Below are 20,822 nucleotides of genomic sequence, written 5' to 3'. Positions count from 1 at the left end.
GCGTGAGTATCAATATTAAAAAATAAAAAAGCCCCGCAGAGATACGGGGCATAAATTTTCGGTTTGACGAACTGAAAATTTATTGATAGTTAATGGAACAATGAAATGATCTACAAAGTCAACAGTATCAAGCTGGATGAGTTTTATTCATTTCATTCAAATGTTTGCTTATTTCATAACCTCAAGCGTCACCGGCCCCGTTAATCCGGAAGCCTGAAGCTTGCTTGATGGTTTGTAGGGATCATAGTTTAACCATGTTTTACGTTCTTCAACCGGAAGCTTACTATCGCCAATAAGCCGGTTAACCCAGGTGTTCACTACTTTAACCTGAATATTATTAACACCGTTTTTCAATGCCTTGGTAATGTCTATTTTATAAGGAGCCGTCCATACACCACCCACATCAGCGCCGTTGATTGTTACTTTGGCTATGGCCTTCACCATACCGAGGTTTAAATAAACTGTTTCGCCGGTTTTTAACTTGCTCATATTTATTTTATTACTATAAACAGCCGATCCGGAGTAATAACGAATACTGTCATTCGAGTTTACAGACCAATCAGTTAATTCATTAAATATAACAGGCTTTGCAGGGCCGCGTTGCTTAGCATCAAAACTAACCAGCCAGGGTGTTTTTATCGGTACTGTTTTAACAGGTAAAAGGTAATTTGTTTGCCCGTTAACTGGTGCTACATCATCCTTTTTGCGAAAGATAACAAATGTGCTTTCTGCAGGCGATAAGGATAAAGTTATCGAAGTGCCTTCCTCTGTTTGTGTAAATTGAGGCAGATCGCGAATACTACCGTTTACAGGGTTCCAAAGCTGAGGAACATAGCCTGTTGTGCGGAATGTTGCAGTAAAATTTACATTTTTATCTTCCTGATTGGCAATAAAGTAAATTTCACCCTCTGGCAATGTACGGTGCGTATACAGAATGTTACTCCCGGCCACCGTTGGTGTAATCTTACAATCTGGTACCACTTTAATCAACTTTAAAGCTTCCTGCATATCAATGCCGCTGATCACCATTCCCTTGCCAAACTTGTTAACTTTTATGGTTTTACCATCAATAGAGCCCCAAAGCTCATTTGCTAATTGTTTAATTTGTTGATCGGCATTAGGATAGTTCTGTAAACTTGGAGAGGTTTCTGGCTTAGGTCCCCAAACTATAGCACCATCGTTTACCAGATCTTTTATCTTTGTTAATACCTCGGGCCTTATGGTGGTTAGGTTAGGTAAAACAAGTATACTGTAACTCATGCCATCGGGCAATACCAATTTGCTATTTTTTACAGAAAGCCTGGTCATGATAACCTCTCCGTTTATGTAATCAAAAGTGTGACCCTGTGGTAATTCCGGGTTTTGCACACCAGTCATTTTAGGGGCATCTTCTCCAATAAAATACGCGGCATCTGCCACATATTTGCCTTGCTGCAACATCATATTGGTTCTTTTAATATATTTTAAAAAGATGTCCATATCATAAAACCAGGTGTTTTTACGGTTAAACTCGGTGCCGAAATTGGTATTGATACCCGGAGTTTTATTTTCATAGGGTTGTTCTATATAAACATGAAGCAAGGTGTTGTTGATTCCTTCGGTAAAAAATCTATCGCCTCTCTTTTTCAATAAAGCAGGATACCTGACATAAGCTTGTGCACCTGCAGTGAATGATTCGGCCGAAACCTTGGTTTTTCCGTAAATGTGCGCGGCTGAAGAAGCCGCTTTGTTTTCAATATTGCCCAGGTTGCCTTCGGCCCAAAACTCACCTCCAATTTCATCTGACTGGCCGCCATACTGCAAAAATTCTCCTGGAAATCCCCAGTGCCCATAATTCTCCAACCATGTATGTAAGCCATACTTATGGCTGATATCCCGAAGACCACCAACATATTTATAAGCAACATTATCGGCAATTAAACGTCTCAGATCCCATAAAAAGCGATCCGATATATCCTGACTGCCAACTACCTTTCCGTGAAGTACAGGAATGTATGGTGTAGGATCATAACCGTAAGTTTCTTTAAATTGCCTGTCAAAATCATCGGTCCAATTCTCACCTCCGGTTTCATAACTATCCTGTACAGCAACTTTCCATGTTTTACGGTCCTCTGCGGGTATGCGTTTTAGGAGCTCGCCTAAATAAGCATTAAAATGCGCTGCAACATTTTCTTTGCTCATTTTGTCTACTTCTAAACCGGTGCCCTCTGGCGATGCGGGCCCGTTTTTTACCTGGGTAGGAGTCATGCCGCTTCTTTCTATTACCCAGTTCCCGGCGGGGATGTTCCATTTTAAGGTACCATCAGACTGCATATATTTTGAAATATCTACAACTTTAGCCGGATCAATTACATATTTATTATCGTTAACAACAGGCTGGGTTTTCCATAAATAGGCGCCCCAAAGCGGAAAAGGATCCTGCCACATTTTGGCCAATGATTTTTCAGCAAATTGCTCTACATAAGGAGTTGATGATAACTTGATCTCAGCTATTTCCCCGTTTGATGTATTTGAAAATACAATGCGAAAGTTTTGAGACGTTGTTTCAGGCAAAGAGATCACACCTGGCGCCTTCGGGTTAAAACCCACATTCAGGGCATCATTGCTCCGGTTTATTGAAAATTGTCTGATAGTTTTATACTGTCCGTATACCTCTGCCTGGATATCGCCATTAACGTTCAGTGAACTTGACTTAGGCACTATGGTAAAACTGCGTACCGTATAGCTTGTTTTTGATTTTATAGATAACGCAAAAGATTTGTCTTCTTTTAATTTTACACTGGTTTGTTCATTATTATCAAACGCGTATTTGATATTTTCAATAGCAGGTACAGCGGATATCGCTGGATTTAACGATGTAATATTATTAAAGTAATCTGGTGCCACTGGATAAGCAATAACTTTTACATCCTGGAAATCAGGATTAGGTTTCGCCAGTACTTTAACCAACTTGCCGGGGCCTTTTACCATTATTTCGCTTGAAGTAAGGTAACGCATGGCTTGCTCAGGCTTAACCCAAGGGCCGCCAGATTGGCTCCAGCCTGGGCTATTGAATATGCCTACCTCAATATTGAGTTCCGATGCTTTCTTTAGGGCAGTGTGCAGGATAGTCCACCATTCGTCAGAAAATATTTTAACTTTTCCCGGTTTAACATCATCCTGCCAAATGTTACCGATAAACACCCGGTTGATACCAACCTTTTTCATGGCCTCTAAATCCTTCACCACTCCATCAACCGACATATTATCAGACATCCAATACCAATAAACACTTGTTTGTACGGAATCAGGTATGGCGCTGAAATGTTTCTGCAGATTAGTTAATGAATCGGCTTTCAAAACCGTTTGCTTTTCAATCTGCTTTTTAACTGTACATGCAGTCACAAAAAAAACAGCAAAAAATATCATACCATATCTCTTTTTGATATTTAGGAATTTCATTGGCGATGAATTAGTATTTGAATAATGTTACCGGCTTAGAACAACAAATTGAAACTGAATAGTGCTGATCCAGAACTACGGCTCCTAAATATAGGTTTAACTTTGATAAAACAATGAAATTGAACAAATGCTTATTCGCTCGCTTTAATAATAGCATTTATTGTCAACAAAAAGGCCTTCCAAACAAGCACCAAAATTTATGATATGAATCATTTGGATCAGATACTTCAATCGGCTTAATGAAATTTAATTTCAATAAATACAACTTTTAGTTGTAAGGGTACGTTAAATGAATCAATATGGACTAATGTAAAAATCTAATGGAGAAGCAGTTATTTATGTGCCAAACGCAGATTTGCCAAACGTATCATATTTCGGCGAAGCGCTTGAAGAAGATTTTAATGTTAAATTACGTACCTGTAGTCACCCACATTATCAAACACAGGGACCGGTATTCGGTATACGTTGATCGATACCTGGTTAGCGATATTGAAAATCTGTTCAACAGGCTAACCTCTAAAGCCGAAAACCGGATCAGGCATTAATCCGAATTGATCGATCTTCTCAATCTGAAGCGTATTGTCAGCCTTTTACGCTATACCGGGATAGTTCCCTTTCAATCAGATCTCTAATTGCTCCACTCCTTAAAATCAGACCCTCCTGGGCTAAATTTTCTGAATAATCGAATATTAATCGATAGTTAAGTATAAAATACCGGATGGCTTTGCATTTTTTCTATTTAGCTTTAAAGTTATCTGCCATTCATCTAGTAGATTGTTAAAATAAGCGCAATATTATTCAGGTTCTCTGTATCAATTTCATTAGTCTCTTTTTGTAATGTCTTTATTTACAAAATGGCAATAAATTATTTTATTTATGGCTCTAGATTTTATAAAATTTAATTTTTTAGACGTTTAAAAGTATTTAATGCCATTATTTTTTAACTTTTTATCAAAATTTTTAATTTTTTAAATAAAATATCTGACAAAACTTTTGCTAATTACATAAAACACTTAAAATAAAAAATAAAAACTCGTAAAAAATAGATGTTAAAACATTATTCATTTGAAAAAATTTTAAAAAGAATCATTTTTTTAAATTTAACACTATATAATGAAAATTTATTAACAAAAACACATATAATTGTTACACGCCGTAAGCGTTTTGGCAATTTGTGGTGATTTTTTCGATGCTTCTTCTGAATTTATTCCCAATTACTCTCTTTGAAGGCCGATAAACGTGATAAAGTGTGCCTCAGGATAAAAACTGTATAAATAAAATCCTTAATAACACGAAACAGACACTCGAGCTACTATTAACTGAACTATTAACTAATTCAAAATTCAAATTCATCTGTATGATAAAAAAATTATCTATCACGTATTTATTTATTTTCTTAGGCATAAGTGCTTTTGCAAATAAAAATACCCGTGTACTCGGGAAGAATAAATATAATGCCGGGAGCCGTGGGGCTTTTGGTTATACTAATTTAAAACAAGCTGGGCCGATAACCGGAACGGTAAAAGATAGCACAGGCCTGGCTTTGGTTGGCGTAAACATTAGTATTAAGGGTACTAAAACGGGCACGCAGTCAAATGCAGATGGTAAATTCAGTTTACAGGCCAATCCTGGTGATATTTTGGTTTTTACATACATAGGCTATGCCACTAAAGAATTAACTGTGGTTAATGCTGCGGCTCTCAACGTAGTACTGAGCTCGTCGGCGAAGGGGTTGAATGAGGTAGTGGTAACTGCGCTTGGTATTAAAAGATCAGAAAAATCACTTACCTATGCTACCCAATCAGTTGGTGGGCCGGAACTAACGGCTGTTAAAAGTGATAACTTAATAAACTCGGTTAACGGTAAGGTTGCGGGTGTTACCATTACCCCAAGTGCATCTGGCGTAGGTGGCTCTTCAAAGGTTCTATTACGCGGTAACAGATCGGCTACGGGTGATAACCAGCCACTTTACGTGATTGATGGTGTGCCGATGAGCAACAGTGCAAATGCTAACGGCCAGCCTAACAGCACCTACGGCGGTACCCCTGATGGTGGTGATGGTATATCTAACTTAAACCCTGAAGATATTGAAAGCCTAACCGTTTTAAAGGGTGCTTCGGCAGCCGCATTATATGGCAGCCAGGCTGCTAACGGTGTTATTGTTATAACTACCAAAAAAGGTAAGTCCGGCAAAACTACCATAAACTTTTCATCAGCGGCATCAATAAGCAAAAATGCTTATGAGCCTGAATTTCAGAACAACTACGGCGCTACTACAGCGGGCTCTACAACAAGTTTTGGTCCTAAATTGGCTACGCCTGCAAAAAATTACCTTTCAGACTTTTATCAAACCGGTAATAATTTTACAAATGCACTGAGTTTATCTGGTGGTAATGAAATAGCTCAAACCTATTTCTCTTATGCCAATACAGATGCAAGAGGTGTTGAGCCCGGCAACAAGCTCACCAGAAATAACATTAACTTGCATGAAACTGCTAAGTTTTTAGATAGTAAGCTAACAGTTGATGCAAACGCTAATTATATAACCCAGCAGATCAACAATAGCCCAACCATAGGTTTTTATACCAACCCTTTAACCGGCTTGTACCTGTTTCCGCGTGGCCAGGACATATTACCTTACAAAAATAGCTATGAAGGCCCTTTAGGAAGTAATGGCGTGCCTACCCAAAGCTGGCCTTTCCAGGAAGATCTGCAGCAAAACCCATGGTGGATCATCAATAGGAATACAAATATCTCCAAGCGTAACCGTATCATTATGAATGCCAGCGTAAAGTATGATTTTACAAGCTGGTTATATATTCAGGCTCGCGGAACGGTTGACCGTACTGATGATGCCTATGATCAGCGCTATTATGCCGGTACGCTTGCTCCGCTTGCAACCAGCAATAATAATGGTAGTTATTCAGGCTCAGATCAGGTTTATAATCATAAATATGGCGATGTTATCGTGAACTTTACTTTGCCCGGTAAATCTGATTTCAAATTAGATGGTTTAGTGGGAACAAGCATCACCGACAACTTTACCTCTGGAATTAACTGGGGTACAGGAACTGGCGGGTACGGACTTATTACACCTAACTTGTTTACCATTCAAAATATTCAAGTATCAAATAAAGCGCAAGGCGTAAATTCAGGAAGCAATGTTAATACACTGGCCAATAACCATAATCAAATACAGGCCATATTTGCCAATGCCAACCTTTCCTATAAAAATTGGGTTTATTTAACGCTTACCGCACGTAACGATTGGTCATCAAACCTCGCATTTACACCAACAGATCATTATTTTTATCCATCAGCAGGTTTATCATTCATTGTAAGCCAAATGGTTAAACTGCCAGAAGCTATTACTTATGCCAAGGTAAGAGGTTCGTACGCACAGGTTGGTAATACCGTGCAGCAATACGCATCTAATCCCGTTAATAACGCGGCAGACCCCAATAATCCTCCAAGCTCAAACGGTGTAACCCTGGCTAACAGGCCACCTTATCCAACCCTTAAGCCAGAAAAAACCAAAGCGTTGGAGTTAGGTACTGATTTAAGATTTTTGAATGATAAATTGAACTTTAGCTTTACTTATTACAAATCAAATACATACAATCAATCCATTCCTATTACTCCTGATCCTACTACAGGGTTTGGTGCTGGATATGTAAATGCAGGTAATATTCAAAATACAGGCCTCGAGTTTACTTTGGGTTATAATTTTGTTTCAGGCTCTGATTTCAACTGGACCTCAACATTAAATGGTTCACGAAATGTAAACAAGATCATTGATCTGGATTCAAAAGATGGCATTAACATCTATCAGCTCAGTAATACAAACAGCTATCGTGCTTACCTCACAAAAGGCGGCTCATATGGAGATATTTACGGCCAAACGCTACAGACAGATGCGCAGGGGCGTATCCTTATCACAGCAACCGGATCGCCTTTGTTGAGCACCGATTTTAATAAAATAGCTAATCCTGCTCCTAAATTTCAGTTGGGTTGGAATAACAGCTTCAACTACAAAAATGTATCATTGAATTTTTTGGTTGACGGCAAATTTGGAGGACAAGTTGTATCAGTAATGCAATCATTGCTTGATGCTTACGGCGTATCAAAAGTTAGCGGTGATGCACGCGATGCCGGTGGTGTGAAAATTAACGGTGTTGATCCTGATGGTAAAGCTGTTTCAACATTAGATGCTCAAAAATGGTATACATCCATAGGTGGCCGTAACGCGGCGTTGGGTCAGTATGTTTACAGCGCTACCGTAGTAAGATTACGTGAGGTAGCTGTAGGTTATACATTTGCTTTACCAAAAACCGCCGCTATCCGGGCAGTGAAACTATCACTAACCGGTCGCAACCTGATCTATTTCTATAAAAAGGCACCGTATGATCCGGAGGTTACTTCTTCAACAGCTAACGGACTTGGCGGGGTTGACGTATTTAATCAGCCAGTCACTCGTAACTACGGTTTGAATTTAAATGTTACTTTTTAATTGTACACCCTTAATTGAAAGCAATGAAAACAAATTTTAAGATATATACCTTCATTAACCGCCACTGTTACTTAGTTGCACTGTGCTTGTTAGTCACACTGGGATTAAGTAGTTGTACAAAAAACTTTGAAAAATTTAATACAGATCAAACAGGTATTCCAGATAAGGACTTAAAAGTACCTACACTGTTTATCCCTATAGAGCAGCAAATTTTTCAAAACTACCAAATAGCTCAAAATCTGAATGCCGATGCATATGCTGGCTATTCCTGCCCACCGCAAACTTTTGGCAGGGCTTTGTATAACATGAACTATGTGTTTGTTGATGGCTGGAATAATTCAGCTTTTAATCAGATATACACTAAAATTCTTGGCCCTATAAAAAACAAACTTGCCCCTTTAGGCATCAAAACTACTTTACCCGATTTTTGGGCAATCGCATTATTGCTGGAGGTTGAGGCAATGGATAGGGTAACCGACAAGTTTGGCCCGGCACCTTATAGCAAAGTTGGTACTTCGCTGGTTTCTACACCGTATGATAGCCAGCAAAGTATTTACCAGCAAATGTTTTTGCAACTTGATACAGCCGCTACTAATCTGCAAAGCTATATAGCGGCCAATCCTGGTAAAGCACCTTTTGCAAACTCAGATGTTGTTTTCGGTGGCGACTATACCAAATGGTTAAAATTTGCTAACTCGCTAAGATTGCGTTTGGCTATGCATATTGTAAAGGTTGATCCCGCAACTGCCAAAATAGAAGCCGAAAAAGCCTTAAGTGCGCAAGGGGGCTTATTAGCAACTGTAGCTGATGATGCTGCTATAGCCGGCAGTGGTCAGAATGATTATTATGTAATCACAGCCAGTTATACAGATAACTCTATGAATGCATCCATACAATCATATATGGTTGGTTACAAAGATCCCCGGATATCTCAATATTTTACACCCATAGATGAAAAATTTGCTCAGCCGGGAGCTAAATATGCCGGGCAATATATCGGTATTCGCATAGGTTCTGATGTGGGCGCCAAACCAGCTTATTCTGGTTATTCAGTATATAACTATACTAATACCTTTACTTCTACAGCTCCTCAATTGATCATGACAGCGGCCGAAGTATGGTTTTTAAAGGCCGAAGCAGCAATACGTGGCTGGGCAGGGGCAGGCAATGCACAAACAGATTATGAAACAGGTATACAAACCTCAATGACCCAATATGGGGTAGCCAACGGTGCTGCCGCTTATATTGCTGATGCAAGCAGTTCGCCTATTGCGTATGTTGATCCTCAGAATGCTACCAACAATTCTCCTGCGCTTTCAAACATTACCATTAAATGGGATGAAGCCGCGGCTAATGAGGTTAAGCTGGAGCGCATCATTACACAAAAATGGCTGGCCATGTTCCCGGAAGGACAAGAAGCCTGGACTGAGTTCCGTCGTACAGGTTATCCTAAACTTTTCCCTGTAGTTAATAATAACAGCAACGGAACAATAGATACCAAAATACAGGTTCGTCGGTTACCTTATCCTATTGACCAGTACAAAACAAATGCTACAGCTATTAAAGATGGACTTACGCTTTTAGGTGGCCCAGATAATGGAGGTACCAGATTATGGTGGGATGTAGACAAAGGAAATTTCTAAGTAAATAAAAGCCTTCGGTTAAACCGAAAATACCCCTATCAATGTTAAAAATGCGTTCCGGTATCGGAACGCATTTTTTTTAGAATCATTTTACGAGGTGAGAATATTTGTATTTGATATTGAACTGTTGTTATGCAGGTTTGGCAACACGTATAAATACAATTACTGTTAGGACACCAGAGTTTGAGGCTACGTTGTTAACTCGTTGTTGAATAGAATGAATAAAGTTAGTATAGCTATATGTTGTAAATTAGCAGAAACATTTATGTTTTCCACTACTTCAAAATTTTCTGTTCGTCAAACTGAAATTTATGCCTCGCTGTCAGCGGGGCTTTTTTATTAATGCACACTAATCAGCTTTGCCCGATTTCTTATCTTTTAATTTTTTCTTGTATTCTTTATCCTCTTTTTCTTTATTCTTCTTCGCTTTTTTTAAAGCCTTCGCCTGTTCCTTTTTTTCTTTTTCTGTTAAAGGTTGCTTCGGATTCTTTTCATCGGCCTTGCCAACACCTGCACCGCCTTTAAGGCCATTAAGTAAGGTTAACCATATAGTTTTAAAAAAAGGAAAACTCTTAGGGCGGATAAAAACCACGTCGGCTACCCTTGGCAGGCTTTTGCCATCGTCAGGGTTATTCTTTTTCAATACCACGGTATTCGCCAGCAGGGAGATCAATCCGCGCTTGGCATATCCCTTATTATCGTCTTTCTTCAATACATCTACCTTAAGGTCCCGGTACAGGAATGTCACTTTCCCTTTTGAAATCCTTTGTGTGCCATTTATGTTGAAGTCTAAACTTTGTATGTTACCAGAAACAATTTTTACCAGACCTAAAGGCATTACTGCCGGATTGGCAACTGACATTTCCATAGGTGCTAAATGACCTTTATAACCGTAACTATAGTCCTTATCCGCAAGATTAAATGTGAAATTAAGATCAAGTTTTCCCTTGCCCATAAACAAGGTGGATAGCCCGATCCGTGCAATAGGGTTTTTCAATAACAACTTCTTGTCATTAGTGAGGTTTAGGAACCGACCAGAAGTTTTTTCAAATCGTACAGTTCCGGTTTTACCCGAGCTTGTTTTAAACTCACTATAATTAACATCAAGCGAATGGATATCTAATGTGTCTATCCGTAAATTTATTTTTAGCTGCCTGATGGCCCAGTTAGGAAAAGTAACCAGCCTGTCTGTTGTTGGCAATTTACCATCAGGGTTGGCAAATACCTGAAAGACTCCTTTGTTTAATTGTACACGGTTAATAGTGATCCCAGCGTTTTCATGGTACATAAGGTAATCGAAATGTGAAAGGCTAACTGCATCCAAATGAAGCGTAAATCGATCGCTTTTACTTTTCTTGAAAAAGTTTTTGGCATCTATCGGGCTTACATTCAAATCGCTGATATCTACTTTTGAGGTTTGTGTAGATAATTTAATTGAGCCTATCTTATACCGGTACAACTTGTCGGCCGAAACTCCGGAATATTGTTTGAGTGTGGCATCAATATCCTTGCAATACAGAGTGCGCGAGGTATCACTTTGGCTTGTGGCATCTAATAAAAAGTCGGAGGCTTGTACCTCCATGTGCTTTAACACAGAAACCGCTTGCTTAGGCTTTGATTTATCACGATAAGTTAGTGTAATTCCGCTTAGATTGATGTTATTTACCTGTACAAACTCAAAGGTTTTGGAAATTTTTTGATAAAGGGTTTGGTGAGCATGCTTAGGTTTTTCGGCGTTTGATCCATATTTGGCAACATATATTTCAGGGTCTTTAACAGAAATGAGCCCGACTTCAAGCTTTTTATGCAACCAAACTTTTAAAAGATGGGCACCGGATACTTCTAACCGTTTTACACGAAATTCATACAACGAACCCGGTGCATCGCCCAGCTTCTTTAATTGCTGGTAAACATTAGTGTCGGGAGTGAAAGAGATATCGTAAAGTACAGCAGCGCCTTTGAAGATATGCAATTCGGCCTTGCTGAAATCAAGTTTATATAAACTGTCGGTACCTTTGGTTACAGCATATTTTAACTTGCCCGACAGATTAGCAGTAAGGAAACTATTTAAAAAGAATACGGCTACCAGTACTATAATGGTAATGGCACCCAAAGTGATAAGAAGAAATTTTAGCCAACGGCTTTTGAAATTAAAAACAGCCATTTAGTATGCTTTTTAAAAAGCGACCAATTGGCTGCTTCACTAACGATAACATTAAACGGGCTATTTTGTTAAGATAATTTATCCAATGATAAAATAATTAAATAAGCTTGTTCTGAATCATTATAAGAGGCCTAATTCGTTCTATACTTTCATTTAAATATAAATTGTAACGTAAAAAACATGTTGCATTTAAACTTATGGGTGTTAACATTGTATCTTACTTAGCATTAACCTAAAATAAAAAGAATGTTTTTAAAAGCTAATAAACCGCTCATCCTAAGTGTTTTCCTGTTATCATTAACCACGGCCGGTATTGCGCAAACCGGCGAACCTGTAGAAAAAAATAAGCCTAACAGCAATTACAAACCGGCATTTACCGGGCAAACACGCATCGGTAGCGTGAAAACTAAAACCCCATATACGGTTAACGTGATCAATACCGAACTGAAAAGTCCCTGGGGGATGCATGTTTTACCCGACGGTCGTTTGCTTATAAGCAGTAAGCCGGGAACTATGCAAATATTAACAACCGACGGTAAAGTTGCCAAAACCATTACCGGTTTCCCCGAGGTTCAGTACGCGGGGCAGGGGGGCTTGCTTGATGTGAATATCGACCCTGATTTTACTAAAAATCGTATGGTATATTGGACTTACGCACAGCCCGGCAAAGGTTCAACACTGGCAGTGGCTAAAGGCAAATTATCGGCCGATGAAACCAAACTGGAAAATGTGAAAGTTATATGGGAGGCTTACCCACGTTATCAGGGTGCTGGTCAGTTTGGTTCGCGATTGGTTTTTGATAAGCAAGGTAATATTTTCGTAAGCTCTGGCGACAGGCAGGCCGACGATATCCGCGTAAAAGCACAAGATCTTAACGCAACCACCGGTAAGATCATTCATATCACTAAAGAAGGAAAACCAGTTGCGAATAATCCTTTTATTGGCAAAGCTGATGCTAAACCGGAAATATATGCTTATGGTTTCCGTAATCAGGACGGCCTTTCCATTAACCCCGTTACAGGAGCGCTTTGGGAAGTTGAATTTGGTCCTCGTGGCGGCGATGAAGTTAACCTGATAAAACCGGGTAGCAACTACGGCTGGCCATATGTAACTTACGGTATAGAGTACAGTGGAGAGAAGGTTTATGAAGGAATACAACAAAAGGCAGGTACTGTTCAGCCAGTTTACTATTGGGATCCGGTGATTTCACCAGGATGCATGATGTTTTACACCGGTAACATTGAAGAGTGGAAAAACAACATGTTTATAGGCGCATTAAGCGGGCAACACATCATTCGTTTAGTTATCAAAAACAACAAAGTGGTGGGTGAAGAACGTTTGCTGGCTGATAAAAACGAACGCTGGCGCTGCATAGCTACCGGTAAAGACGGTGCCATTTATGCTGCTACCGATGGTGGTAAACTATATAAAATAGCTAAGCAATAATATTAAAATCCAGAAAGGCCTGTTTGCTGGTACCATCTACCAGTTAACAGGCCTTTCTTTATACCTTTATATTGAGGTCTATACGCTACTTAAATAGCTTTTTTTAAGGCTTTTTATTAAGCCAAATCCTATTCAATAGCAGTTTTTGATTTTCTTTTGCATCTGCCGTTAAGGTAATGTTATAATATCCTTCTTTGGGGAAGTTTAACTCACCTAATCGGTTGTTTACAAATTCATCGGTGTAACTGTCATGAGGTTCAACTACAACTTTTCCTGTTGGCTTCAGTAATTGTGAAAGGTTTTGACTCCCAGTACTGATTTTTACAGATGTGCCTGTTTTTGAACTATTATGGAATGACACATCTGCATTATAAGTTCCGGGTGTTGATATGTAAACCCGCCAGGTTAACAAACCAGCTTTATCAATAACCAGGTGAGATGGACGTAATCCATCAAACGGTACACTTTTATAAAGCTTTTCTGAAGCATTAGCTCCCGTTAAAGCCAATCCTCCGAAAGTAGATTCAGCAGCCGCTTTTTCATCAAGTTCTACCGGTTGAGGGTACTCTAAAGCTATGACAGATACAAAATGGTCACCGGCAACATCAGGTAATTGAATATGAGTATATGGGCCTGCCTGAGTAAAGTTTAATGCTACTTTGCCCGCATCTGTGATCAATTCAGCCTTTTCAGGCTTTGATAAAATCCCTGTTAAGCGCAGTACTTTATCTAATGGCCAGTTATATACCTGAAGATATACGATCTGTTTGTTGTTCAGTTTTTTGGTAGTGATCCGTCCCCAATCGTGCTGATCAGGGCGTAATTTGAGGCCGGTGCACCCGTAAACGGATTCGCCGTTTTTGGCCAGCCAGGTACCCATTTCATTCAACCTTGTTTGGTCTTCATAGGGAACGGCACCATCTGCCCGCGGGCCAATATTTAAAGTAAATCCACCATTTAGGCTAACGTTGCTAATAAGTGATTGTAACAGCTGGCTGGTTGACTTATACTCATTTTCAAGCGCATTATATCCCCATGAATTAGCAATAGTTCCGGATGTTTCCCATGGGTGATCTGTGTAAACAGCTCCCAGTTGGTTATCGCCCATTGTTTCAAAATCAATACCCGGGTAGTTTGCCGGAAAACCCAATCTTGAATTGATTAAGCAAGCTGGTTGTAGCTTGTGTATGAGGCTAATTACCTGGTCAAGTTGTTCCTTTTTTACGATAGTTGATTTGTAATCTACCCACATATCAAACCATATCATGGCAATATCGCCGTAGTTGGTTAGCAGCTCACGCAGTTGGGGCAAAACTTTGCTTTGCCAGTATTTATTATATTGCTCATCAGTAATACGGCCTGTAATTTCCTGGTTATGATCCCAGCCATCAGGATGTTCCCAATCAAGCCAATGTGAATAGTAAAAACCAAGCTTCATGTCATGTTTTTTACAGGCCGCTGCCAGCTCTTTTAATACATCACGGTTTGTACCACTCAATTTACTCAGGTTGTTATCACTTACTTTAGAGTTCCAAATGGCTGTGCCATCATGGTGTTTAGCAGTTATGAGAATGTATTTCATGCCTGCCTTTTTAGCCAGTAATACCCATTGTTCAGGGTTTATTTTGGCCCAATCGAATCGTTTGGCCAAGCCTGTATATTCTGCTTCGGGTATGCGATTGCGATAGCGGATCCATTCTGCATAATTGTTACTGTTTCTCAGTCGTTCGCCTTCCCATATCCCTTCGGCAGCACTGTATAACCCCCAGTGAATAAACATACCAAAGCGGGCATCGGTAAACCATTTTACCTTTTCACGTTCATCTGCTGTGGATTGTGCATGAGCAGCAAATATGGTTAGGCATAACATTAAAGAAAGCATTGTGCGTTTCATCATTTTTGATGTATAGGTGTTTTAAAATTGAGGAATATTTATAATGGTCAGTAAAAGTACGAATCGCTTGCAGCTTAAAATTTCTCAAAATTATCATTTGATTCAGGGAGATTGGCAGGGGAGAGATATTGACATTATTTTATTAGTATAAGCCATGATGATAAATTACTTATCATCTGTTCAATAAGTAACCATTTTTTCACGATTTAACAATGTATTTTGAAAATATATAAAAATATTTTACTTTAGTAATACTCCACTACGCGTTTTACCTATAACAATTTTTGTTTTGATTGATAATCCAAATATCCTGCCTCAAAGGAGATTTGCTTCTCTATCTGACACCAAAAATGAGCACCTGCATTTTTTGGAAAACTACTTTGAATCAAAAAAAAATATTCCATCATTCCCATTCGTGATCTTTTGTGACCATGCCCCCGGAAGACAGGAGTTAGAAGATGTTTTGAATCACTGGGATATCTACGAAAAGAAGGTGAAGCCTTATGTGCTCATTTTGAATAAAAGGCTTATCAACGATCTCGCCAATCACCTGGATCTGTTAGCCATGGGGATAGACGATATAATTGAATGGACAGATGAAAAGGAAATTATCTGTTACCTCGAAGCAAAATACACGCGTGATAATATTATTAAGGAAGCCCTGGAATCGCCCGAAGTAAAGGATAACCTGATTGGTGACAGCCCGGTTTGGAAAAGTTTTTTATATGAAATAGTAGAAACAACATTGTTTTCAAACGCATCGATCCTGCTTATCGGCGAATCGGGCACCGGTAAGGAATTAATATCACGATTAATCCATACACTTGATAAACGCATTGATAAGCGAAAATTTGTTGTGGTAGACTGTACTACGATTGTGCCTGGGCTTTCGGGCAGTGAGTTGTTTGGGCATGAGCGCGGTTCATACACCAATGCCATACAATCACGTGAGGGTGCTGTTGCCTTAGCTAACGGCGGAACGCTTTTTTTAGATGAAATAGGGGAGTTACCCGTCAGCCTTCAACCCGAACTGTTGCGTGTATTACAGGAAGGTACATATAAAAAGGTTGGCAGCAACAGCTGGCAAAAAACCAGTTTCAGATTGGTATGTGCCACTAACAGAAATTTACAATCATTGGTTGATGAGGGTAAATTTCGTCAGGATTTGTTTTTTCGTATTTCAGATTGCCAGTTTCACGTTCCCTCGCTGGATGAAAGGCGGGATGATATACCTTTGTTAGTAAAATACTTTTTATCAAAGTTTTTTAACCAGGGTGATTGTCCTGACCCGGACAGACCGGTTTTAGAATATCTTGTTAATAGAAAATATCCGGGTAATGTACGTCAGTTAAAACAACTTGTACAACGTTTATCCCTGAAACACATAGCACACAAAAAGATAACCATTGGGGAGGTGCCACCTGATGACCGGAGTGCCCTATGCCGCAATATTCACCCGGCAGAAAAAAGCGATATCGATAGCTTTATCCGAAAGGCATTACTCACCGGCGAAAACTGGTGGAACCTTAAAAATAAAATATCTGAAACGGCTATACAGGTAGCATTAGAGCTGGAAAACAATAACAAACAAAAAGCCGCAGAGCGGCTTGGTGTAGATGTACGAACAGTGCAACAGTATGTAAAGAAGAAAACAATGACAACTTAAGCCGGCATAATATTTTTATGCAAAGTTTTATTGATCAGTAGCCGCAGGAATATATACTGTTTTTGTCTTTTGCCCTTTGTGAAACCCATTTAAGGGTATTAAGAATGGTTTGGTTTGTGGCAGCATTGCCTAAAAATGGAATACCCGCATCATAGTCTTTTATGCGACTCAATTGTGCGATACCTTCATTTATCTGGTTGTCGATATTTACCAGCTGTTTTAATATGTCGGTATCACTAAGCTTCACCCCAAAAAATGATGAATTGGTAAAATGGAACCGGAGGCGCGGCCATTCATTTTCTTTCGGAAATGGCGACATTTTAAGCTGTTGAACATAAGAACCGATGATGTAACGATCGTCGGTATTTGTATTCTGCATTTTAGTTAAAACGCAAAGGATTCTTGACCTGGTTTCTTTTTCCAGAGAGGTGTTTCTTTTTATTATTGAGGTAGAACGCTTTATTACATCATCTAAATCCAATGGTTCAGGTATGGGTGTATTGATAAATTTAAGTGTTATTTCAACCCGTCTGTTTAGAGCATAATTTACTGGTGGCTTTATTGAAATTGGTCTCGATTCGCCAAAACTTATGATGTTGTATTTGAGCTTTATTTTACTTTCATCCCATCCGTTTGCCTTCGCTATTTTACTAATTTTGGCTTTGAGAGCTGCTGCTGCGGTTGTGGCGCGCTTTTTACCAAGTTCCACATTATAGGCCTCGGTACCACGACTATCTGTATGCCCGGCAAAAGTTACTTCGGTATATCGTATAGAAGAGGAGGGTAACCAACTCTCCAAAATGTCAAAGGCGAGCGTTTCAATAAGCTTATCCTGATATGGGAGAACATCTGATTTGTTAAAATCGAATTTATCAACATTTGTCCACTGAACCCGCCTGAAGTGGGTTTTAATATCATCAGGAAATGTGGCATAAACATGCCAGTACAAGCTATGATACATATCCGGGGCGCCCGCCGAGCCGGTAAGTTTACCCACCGAAGTGTTCGCCATTTTTTCAATCGCATTTTTTGCCGAAACGGGGGCGAAGATGGAAACTGTGTATTTGTTACCTTTATTTTCAAGGTATTTTTTTAATGGTAATAAAACTGACCTTTGATTGCCTGCCGGAACAGTGATAAATCTCCATAACTCAATGGTTAGTTTTACTTTAGGATATAAGCTCTTTAATAGTGTATTCGGATCAACGTTTAAAAGCTTTATCCACACCGGTCCCGGATTGGCCTGAAATGTTTTTTCAAACAGGTATGCGGTATTTGCTCCGGGTACTATGGTGTTTATACATCCAATCAGTTTTGGATCAAGGTGTTTCGGAATAATATTTACACCAGCTGTTTGGCAATTGGTTGAAGTGTTAACTCCTCCGGATGAAGTTCCTGGCATGTTTTTGCCTGGTAATCCGGAGGTTTCATATTCATTTATCCTATTGTTATATCTATAAGGAATGAAACGTTTTTTCCGATCATGATTACCACGTGTATTCAATATCACTTCCAACTCCGGAAGTAATTCAAATTCATTGTTGTTGCAATTGCACATAAGTCAGTTTTTTAGAGAATACATTAACAATCAGCTTTAAAAAATTCTTATAAAGTATTTTATCTTCCTCTTCCTTAATTAAATGAAGGGCGAATATCTTGGTTAATTCCACACCGGGATGAATCCATGGGCCATCACTGCCAAACAAAATTTTATCCGGGCCGGCTCTTTGCAAAGCCTCCTGCAGCACATCAAACCGCCTTACAGCCGAGGTATCTGTATATACGTTTTTATACCTTTCTAAAATACTGATGAATGCGATCTGCGATTTCCAGTCGTCGGCAAAGCTGCTTAAATGCGGGATGATAAAATTTACATCAGGGTATTCTTGAGCAATTAATTCAACCGGCCCCAATTCTCCCATTGGATCATACAAAACCGGGACTTTAAACCTTTTGGCTGCCTCGGCTATTTCCCGAGAAATTCTGGCATCGTAGCGATGTACCTTTATACCACAAAATCCATAATTTAAAACTGCAGTTTTTACCATCTCATAAACCTTACCGGCATCGCGCAGGGCGTGTATAAAAGCAAACCCGTAGAAACGACCTGGGTTTTGGCCAACGATTTTTGAAACCTCATAATTTGCCTTTGAATAATTGGTATGAAATGCCGCGAAAAGATTAGTCCTGGTAATTCCATATTCATCAGCCCATCTTAAGTAGCTTTTTAATGGTGCATTGGTATCCCAGGGCCCGGTTAAACCGTCTCCTTTTCCGGCATGACAATGGCAATCTATGATCATAACAGTATCAAAAAATCAAGCATCGAAACTCATTAATACTTTCTTAGAAATTGTTTTTGCCTCATGCGTTTTTGCTGTATAAGCATGCCTGGCAACAGATACCTTTCTTCTGAATTGATATGCACACTTTGTGCAGAAAGATCAATACCGGTTACAGTATAATAACTATGGATATACCGTTGAATAGCATCCCTGAACGCATCTGCCCAGTTGGTGGCATGATCCCGGCGGGTTATGTTTGTCCAATCGCCATAGCGGATTCCGAGTATGATCTTTTCTCCATAAACCGCAAGATCTCTGTAAAAACTTATATTGGTATTATCCCAGCCTTGCAATGTTTTCATGCTGTCTACTCTATCCATCCAGGGCTCTTCGTAAGGTACCATTACCCTGCCGCCTAAAAATTCACGGATCTCAGGGCGTGAAAGTATCCATTGTTCCATCAATGTTTCTATCCTGGCCACTGTTGGCAAATCACCAAACTGGTTGTGGGCACCTTCGGCCAAAACACGGTGCGTATCCCTGAGCGCGTTCAACAGTTTAAAGCCATCCGGACGTATAGTGGTATTATCAGCCTGTACAAAATATTCTGTAGCTTCATATATTAATTGGTGAAATGACTGCAAGAAGTTAGAACTCCGGTCGGCCGGGTTAAAGCCTGTTTTCATGTTGCTCAATACACACAGATTGTATTCACTTGCATATTCGTAATTTTTTCGGGTAGGAGTTAAACGATGTTGAGCGTCCTGGATATAACCCCACAAGATGTTATTTAATGGGCGCAGAGGATCTAACGCGAAATTGAGCAGAGGGTCTTTGAACCCGTTTTTTATGTTTTGGAACCGTCTGGCTATAGCCGCCATAGATTGATTAACCCTTCCTTCCTCGTACCAATAATTCCAGATCAATTCAATAAGCGTGGCATCGGCGTGAGCTTGAAGAAAACCGGTTTCATGGGCGTTGGGATCGGTAACAAAATACTCTTTGATCTTTGATTTGATCAGGTCATAATAAGGTATGATTTTATCCCGGCCGAGGTAATCTCCAAGGTCAGGTTTTTCAAGATCATGATCAAATAAGTGATTCTTTATTTTGTACACCTTTTCAACATACCGTTCTGTTGCAAACTTTAATAAGCTATAAGCCTCTGTACGGTTAAATGGTAACCGCCGGGCATCAGCCTTTCGTTCAGCACCGGGATATTCCTGTGGTTGTCCTTTGCTTTTAGCGTTGTTCTGCGGTTCAAAACTGAGCACATCATCAATAAAATTACGATAGTGGTTAAAGTCAAACTGATAACTATTGATCAAGTCCCAAAAGGCTTGGTCTTTAGTCGCAACTCCTGTTGATGGTGTTAATTTGATTTGGATAGGTTCAGCCAAATTAAGCGACTTAACATGAACACCAACTTCGTTCTCAATAATATTTGAGGTAACTTCAGAACCATCTCCTTTTGCTCCCTGAAGGTATAGCTTGATTTCCGGAACCAATTTTTTTACTGTATAAGTAGTATGATCGGTATCGGCAGGGCTGTCATTCAGTAGTTGAGTAAGCCCCTTATAAGTTACACCAATGATATCGTTTACCCACAGATCCGCATCAACCCTAAAGTCGTTTCCTAACGGGAGTCTTTTATAAAATTTATAGCTGTCGTCATCATTTCTTCTGGCTACAGAAATTTCAAAATCGGCGGGGCTATAGATTTTGTCTTTTTGCGGTATAATAACTACTCTTGTCATGTGTTTTGTTTTTAGT

The 20,822-nt window shown here is 39.5% G+C and carries 11 protein-coding genes; 5 read left to right on the top strand and 6 right to left on the bottom strand.

Annotated elements, in window-relative coordinates; genetic code table 11:
- Nucleotides 1-168 precede the first annotated feature (168 nt).
- Nucleotides 169-3,441: a glycosyl hydrolase gene (locus QWZ01_RS09685; RefSeq protein WP_290323110.1), complete on the bottom strand. Its 3,273-nt coding sequence runs from the start codon at nt 3,439-3,441 to the stop codon at nt 169-171.
- A 401-nt stretch (nt 3,442-3,842) separates the two neighbouring features.
- On the opposite strand from QWZ01_RS09685, the gene QWZ01_RS09680 reads away from it, so the two are divergent.
- The 3 genes from QWZ01_RS09680 (at nt 3,843) to QWZ01_RS09670 (ending at nt 9,594) form a co-directional block, all read left to right on the top strand.
- On the top strand, nt 3,843-3,986 hold the full coding sequence (locus tag QWZ01_RS09680) for a hypothetical protein (protein ID WP_290323109.1): 144 nt from the start codon (nt 3,843-3,845) through the stop codon (nt 3,984-3,986).
- Between the two features lie 812 nt (nt 3,987-4,798).
- Nucleotides 4,799-7,951 carry a SusC/RagA family TonB-linked outer membrane protein gene (locus QWZ01_RS09675; protein WP_290323108.1) on the top strand — a complete coding sequence of 1,051 codons (3,153 nt, stop codon included), beginning with the start codon at nt 4,799-4,801 and terminating at the stop codon, nt 7,949-7,951.
- A gap of 23 nt (nt 7,952-7,974) precedes the next feature.
- On the top strand, nt 7,975-9,594 hold the full coding sequence (locus QWZ01_RS09670) for a SusD/RagB family nutrient-binding outer membrane lipoprotein (protein WP_290323107.1): 1,620 nt from the start codon (nt 7,975-7,977) through the stop codon (nt 9,592-9,594).
- A gap of 349 nt (nt 9,595-9,943) precedes the next feature.
- Here the strand turns inward: QWZ01_RS09670 and QWZ01_RS09665 are convergent, their stop codons facing one another.
- The gene (locus tag QWZ01_RS09665) at nt 9,944-11,758 is read right to left on the bottom strand and encodes an AsmA family protein (RefSeq protein ID WP_290323106.1); all 1,815 of its coding nucleotides are present in this window, start codon (nt 11,756-11,758) and stop codon (nt 9,944-9,946) included.
- 246 nt (nt 11,759-12,004) lie between these two features.
- Here QWZ01_RS09665 and QWZ01_RS09660 point away from each other — a divergent pair, with 246 nt between their 5' ends.
- Complete coding sequence (locus QWZ01_RS09660; RefSeq protein ID WP_290323105.1) at nt 12,005-13,204, top strand: PQQ-dependent sugar dehydrogenase; 1,200 nt, start codon at nt 12,005-12,007, stop codon at nt 13,202-13,204.
- 103 nt (nt 13,205-13,307) lie between these two features.
- On the opposite strand, the gene QWZ01_RS09655 is transcribed toward QWZ01_RS09660, so the two are convergent.
- On the bottom strand, nt 13,308-15,101 hold the full coding sequence (locus QWZ01_RS09655) for an alpha-L-fucosidase (RefSeq protein WP_290323104.1): 1,794 nt from the start codon (nt 15,099-15,101) through the stop codon (nt 13,308-13,310).
- A 286-nt stretch (nt 15,102-15,387) separates the two neighbouring features.
- Here QWZ01_RS09655 and QWZ01_RS09650 point away from each other — a divergent pair, with 286 nt between their 5' ends.
- Nucleotides 15,388-16,764 carry a sigma-54-dependent transcriptional regulator gene (locus QWZ01_RS09650; RefSeq protein WP_290323103.1) on the top strand — a complete coding sequence of 459 codons (1,377 nt, stop codon included), beginning with the start codon at nt 15,388-15,390 and terminating at the stop codon, nt 16,762-16,764.
- Between the two features lie 34 nt (nt 16,765-16,798).
- On the opposite strand, the gene QWZ01_RS09645 is transcribed toward QWZ01_RS09650, so the two are convergent.
- From QWZ01_RS09645 to QWZ01_RS09635, 3 genes are read right to left on the bottom strand one after another with little or no spacing between them, the layout of a single operon-like run.
- Complete coding sequence (locus tag QWZ01_RS09645; protein WP_290323102.1) at nt 16,799-18,322, bottom strand: OmpA family protein; 1,524 nt, start codon at nt 18,320-18,322, stop codon at nt 16,799-16,801.
- Nucleotides 18,300-19,067: an amidohydrolase family protein gene (locus QWZ01_RS09640; protein WP_290323101.1), complete on the bottom strand. Its 768-nt coding sequence runs from the start codon at nt 19,065-19,067 to the stop codon at nt 18,300-18,302. Before QWZ01_RS09640 ends, QWZ01_RS09645 begins: the two co-directional genes overlap by 23 nt.
- A 32-nt stretch (nt 19,068-19,099) precedes the next feature.
- Nucleotides 19,100-20,806: a hypothetical protein gene (locus tag QWZ01_RS09635; RefSeq protein WP_290323100.1), complete on the bottom strand. Its 1,707-nt coding sequence runs from the start codon at nt 20,804-20,806 to the stop codon at nt 19,100-19,102.
- Between the last annotated feature and the right edge of the window lie 16 nt (nt 20,807-20,822).

The sequence above is a fragment of the Mucilaginibacter aquaedulcis genome (genome assembly GCF_030409325.1).
In the GTDB taxonomy this organism is placed as follows: domain Bacteria; phylum Bacteroidota; class Bacteroidia; order Sphingobacteriales; family Sphingobacteriaceae; genus Mucilaginibacter; species Mucilaginibacter aquaedulcis.
Note: the sequence above shows the minus strand (reverse complement) of the source record. Positions and strands in the feature narration are given on the sequence as shown.

Bases quoted from the DNA above. Each gene is read 5' to 3' on its own strand.
- QWZ01_RS09685 (WP_290323110.1), bottom strand. From the start codon at position 3,441: ATGAAATTCCTAAATATCAAAAAGAGATATGGTATGATATTTTTTGCT.
- QWZ01_RS09680 (WP_290323109.1), top strand. From the start codon at position 3,843: ATGTTAAATTACGTACCTGTAGTCACCCACATTATCAAACACAGGGAC.
- QWZ01_RS09675 (WP_290323108.1), top strand. From the start codon at position 4,799: ATGATAAAAAAATTATCTATCACGTATTTATTTATTTTCTTAGGCATA.
- QWZ01_RS09670 (WP_290323107.1), top strand. From the start codon at position 7,975: ATGAAAACAAATTTTAAGATATATACCTTCATTAACCGCCACTGTTAC.
- QWZ01_RS09665 (WP_290323106.1), bottom strand. From the start codon at position 11,758: ATGGCTGTTTTTAATTTCAAAAGCCGTTGGCTAAAATTTCTTCTTATC.
- QWZ01_RS09660 (WP_290323105.1), top strand. From the start codon at position 12,005: ATGTTTTTAAAAGCTAATAAACCGCTCATCCTAAGTGTTTTCCTGTTA.
- QWZ01_RS09655 (WP_290323104.1), bottom strand. From the start codon at position 15,101: ATGATGAAACGCACAATGCTTTCTTTAATGTTATGCCTAACCATATTT.
- QWZ01_RS09645 (WP_290323102.1), bottom strand. From the start codon at position 18,322: ATGTGCAATTGCAACAACAATGAATTTGAATTACTTCCGGAGTTGGAA.
- QWZ01_RS09640 (WP_290323101.1), bottom strand. From the start codon at position 19,067: ATGATCATAGATTGCCATTGTCATGCCGGAAAAGGAGACGGTTTAACC.
- QWZ01_RS09635 (WP_290323100.1), bottom strand. From the start codon at position 20,806: ATGACAAGAGTAGTTATTATACCGCAAAAAGACAAAATCTATAGCCCC.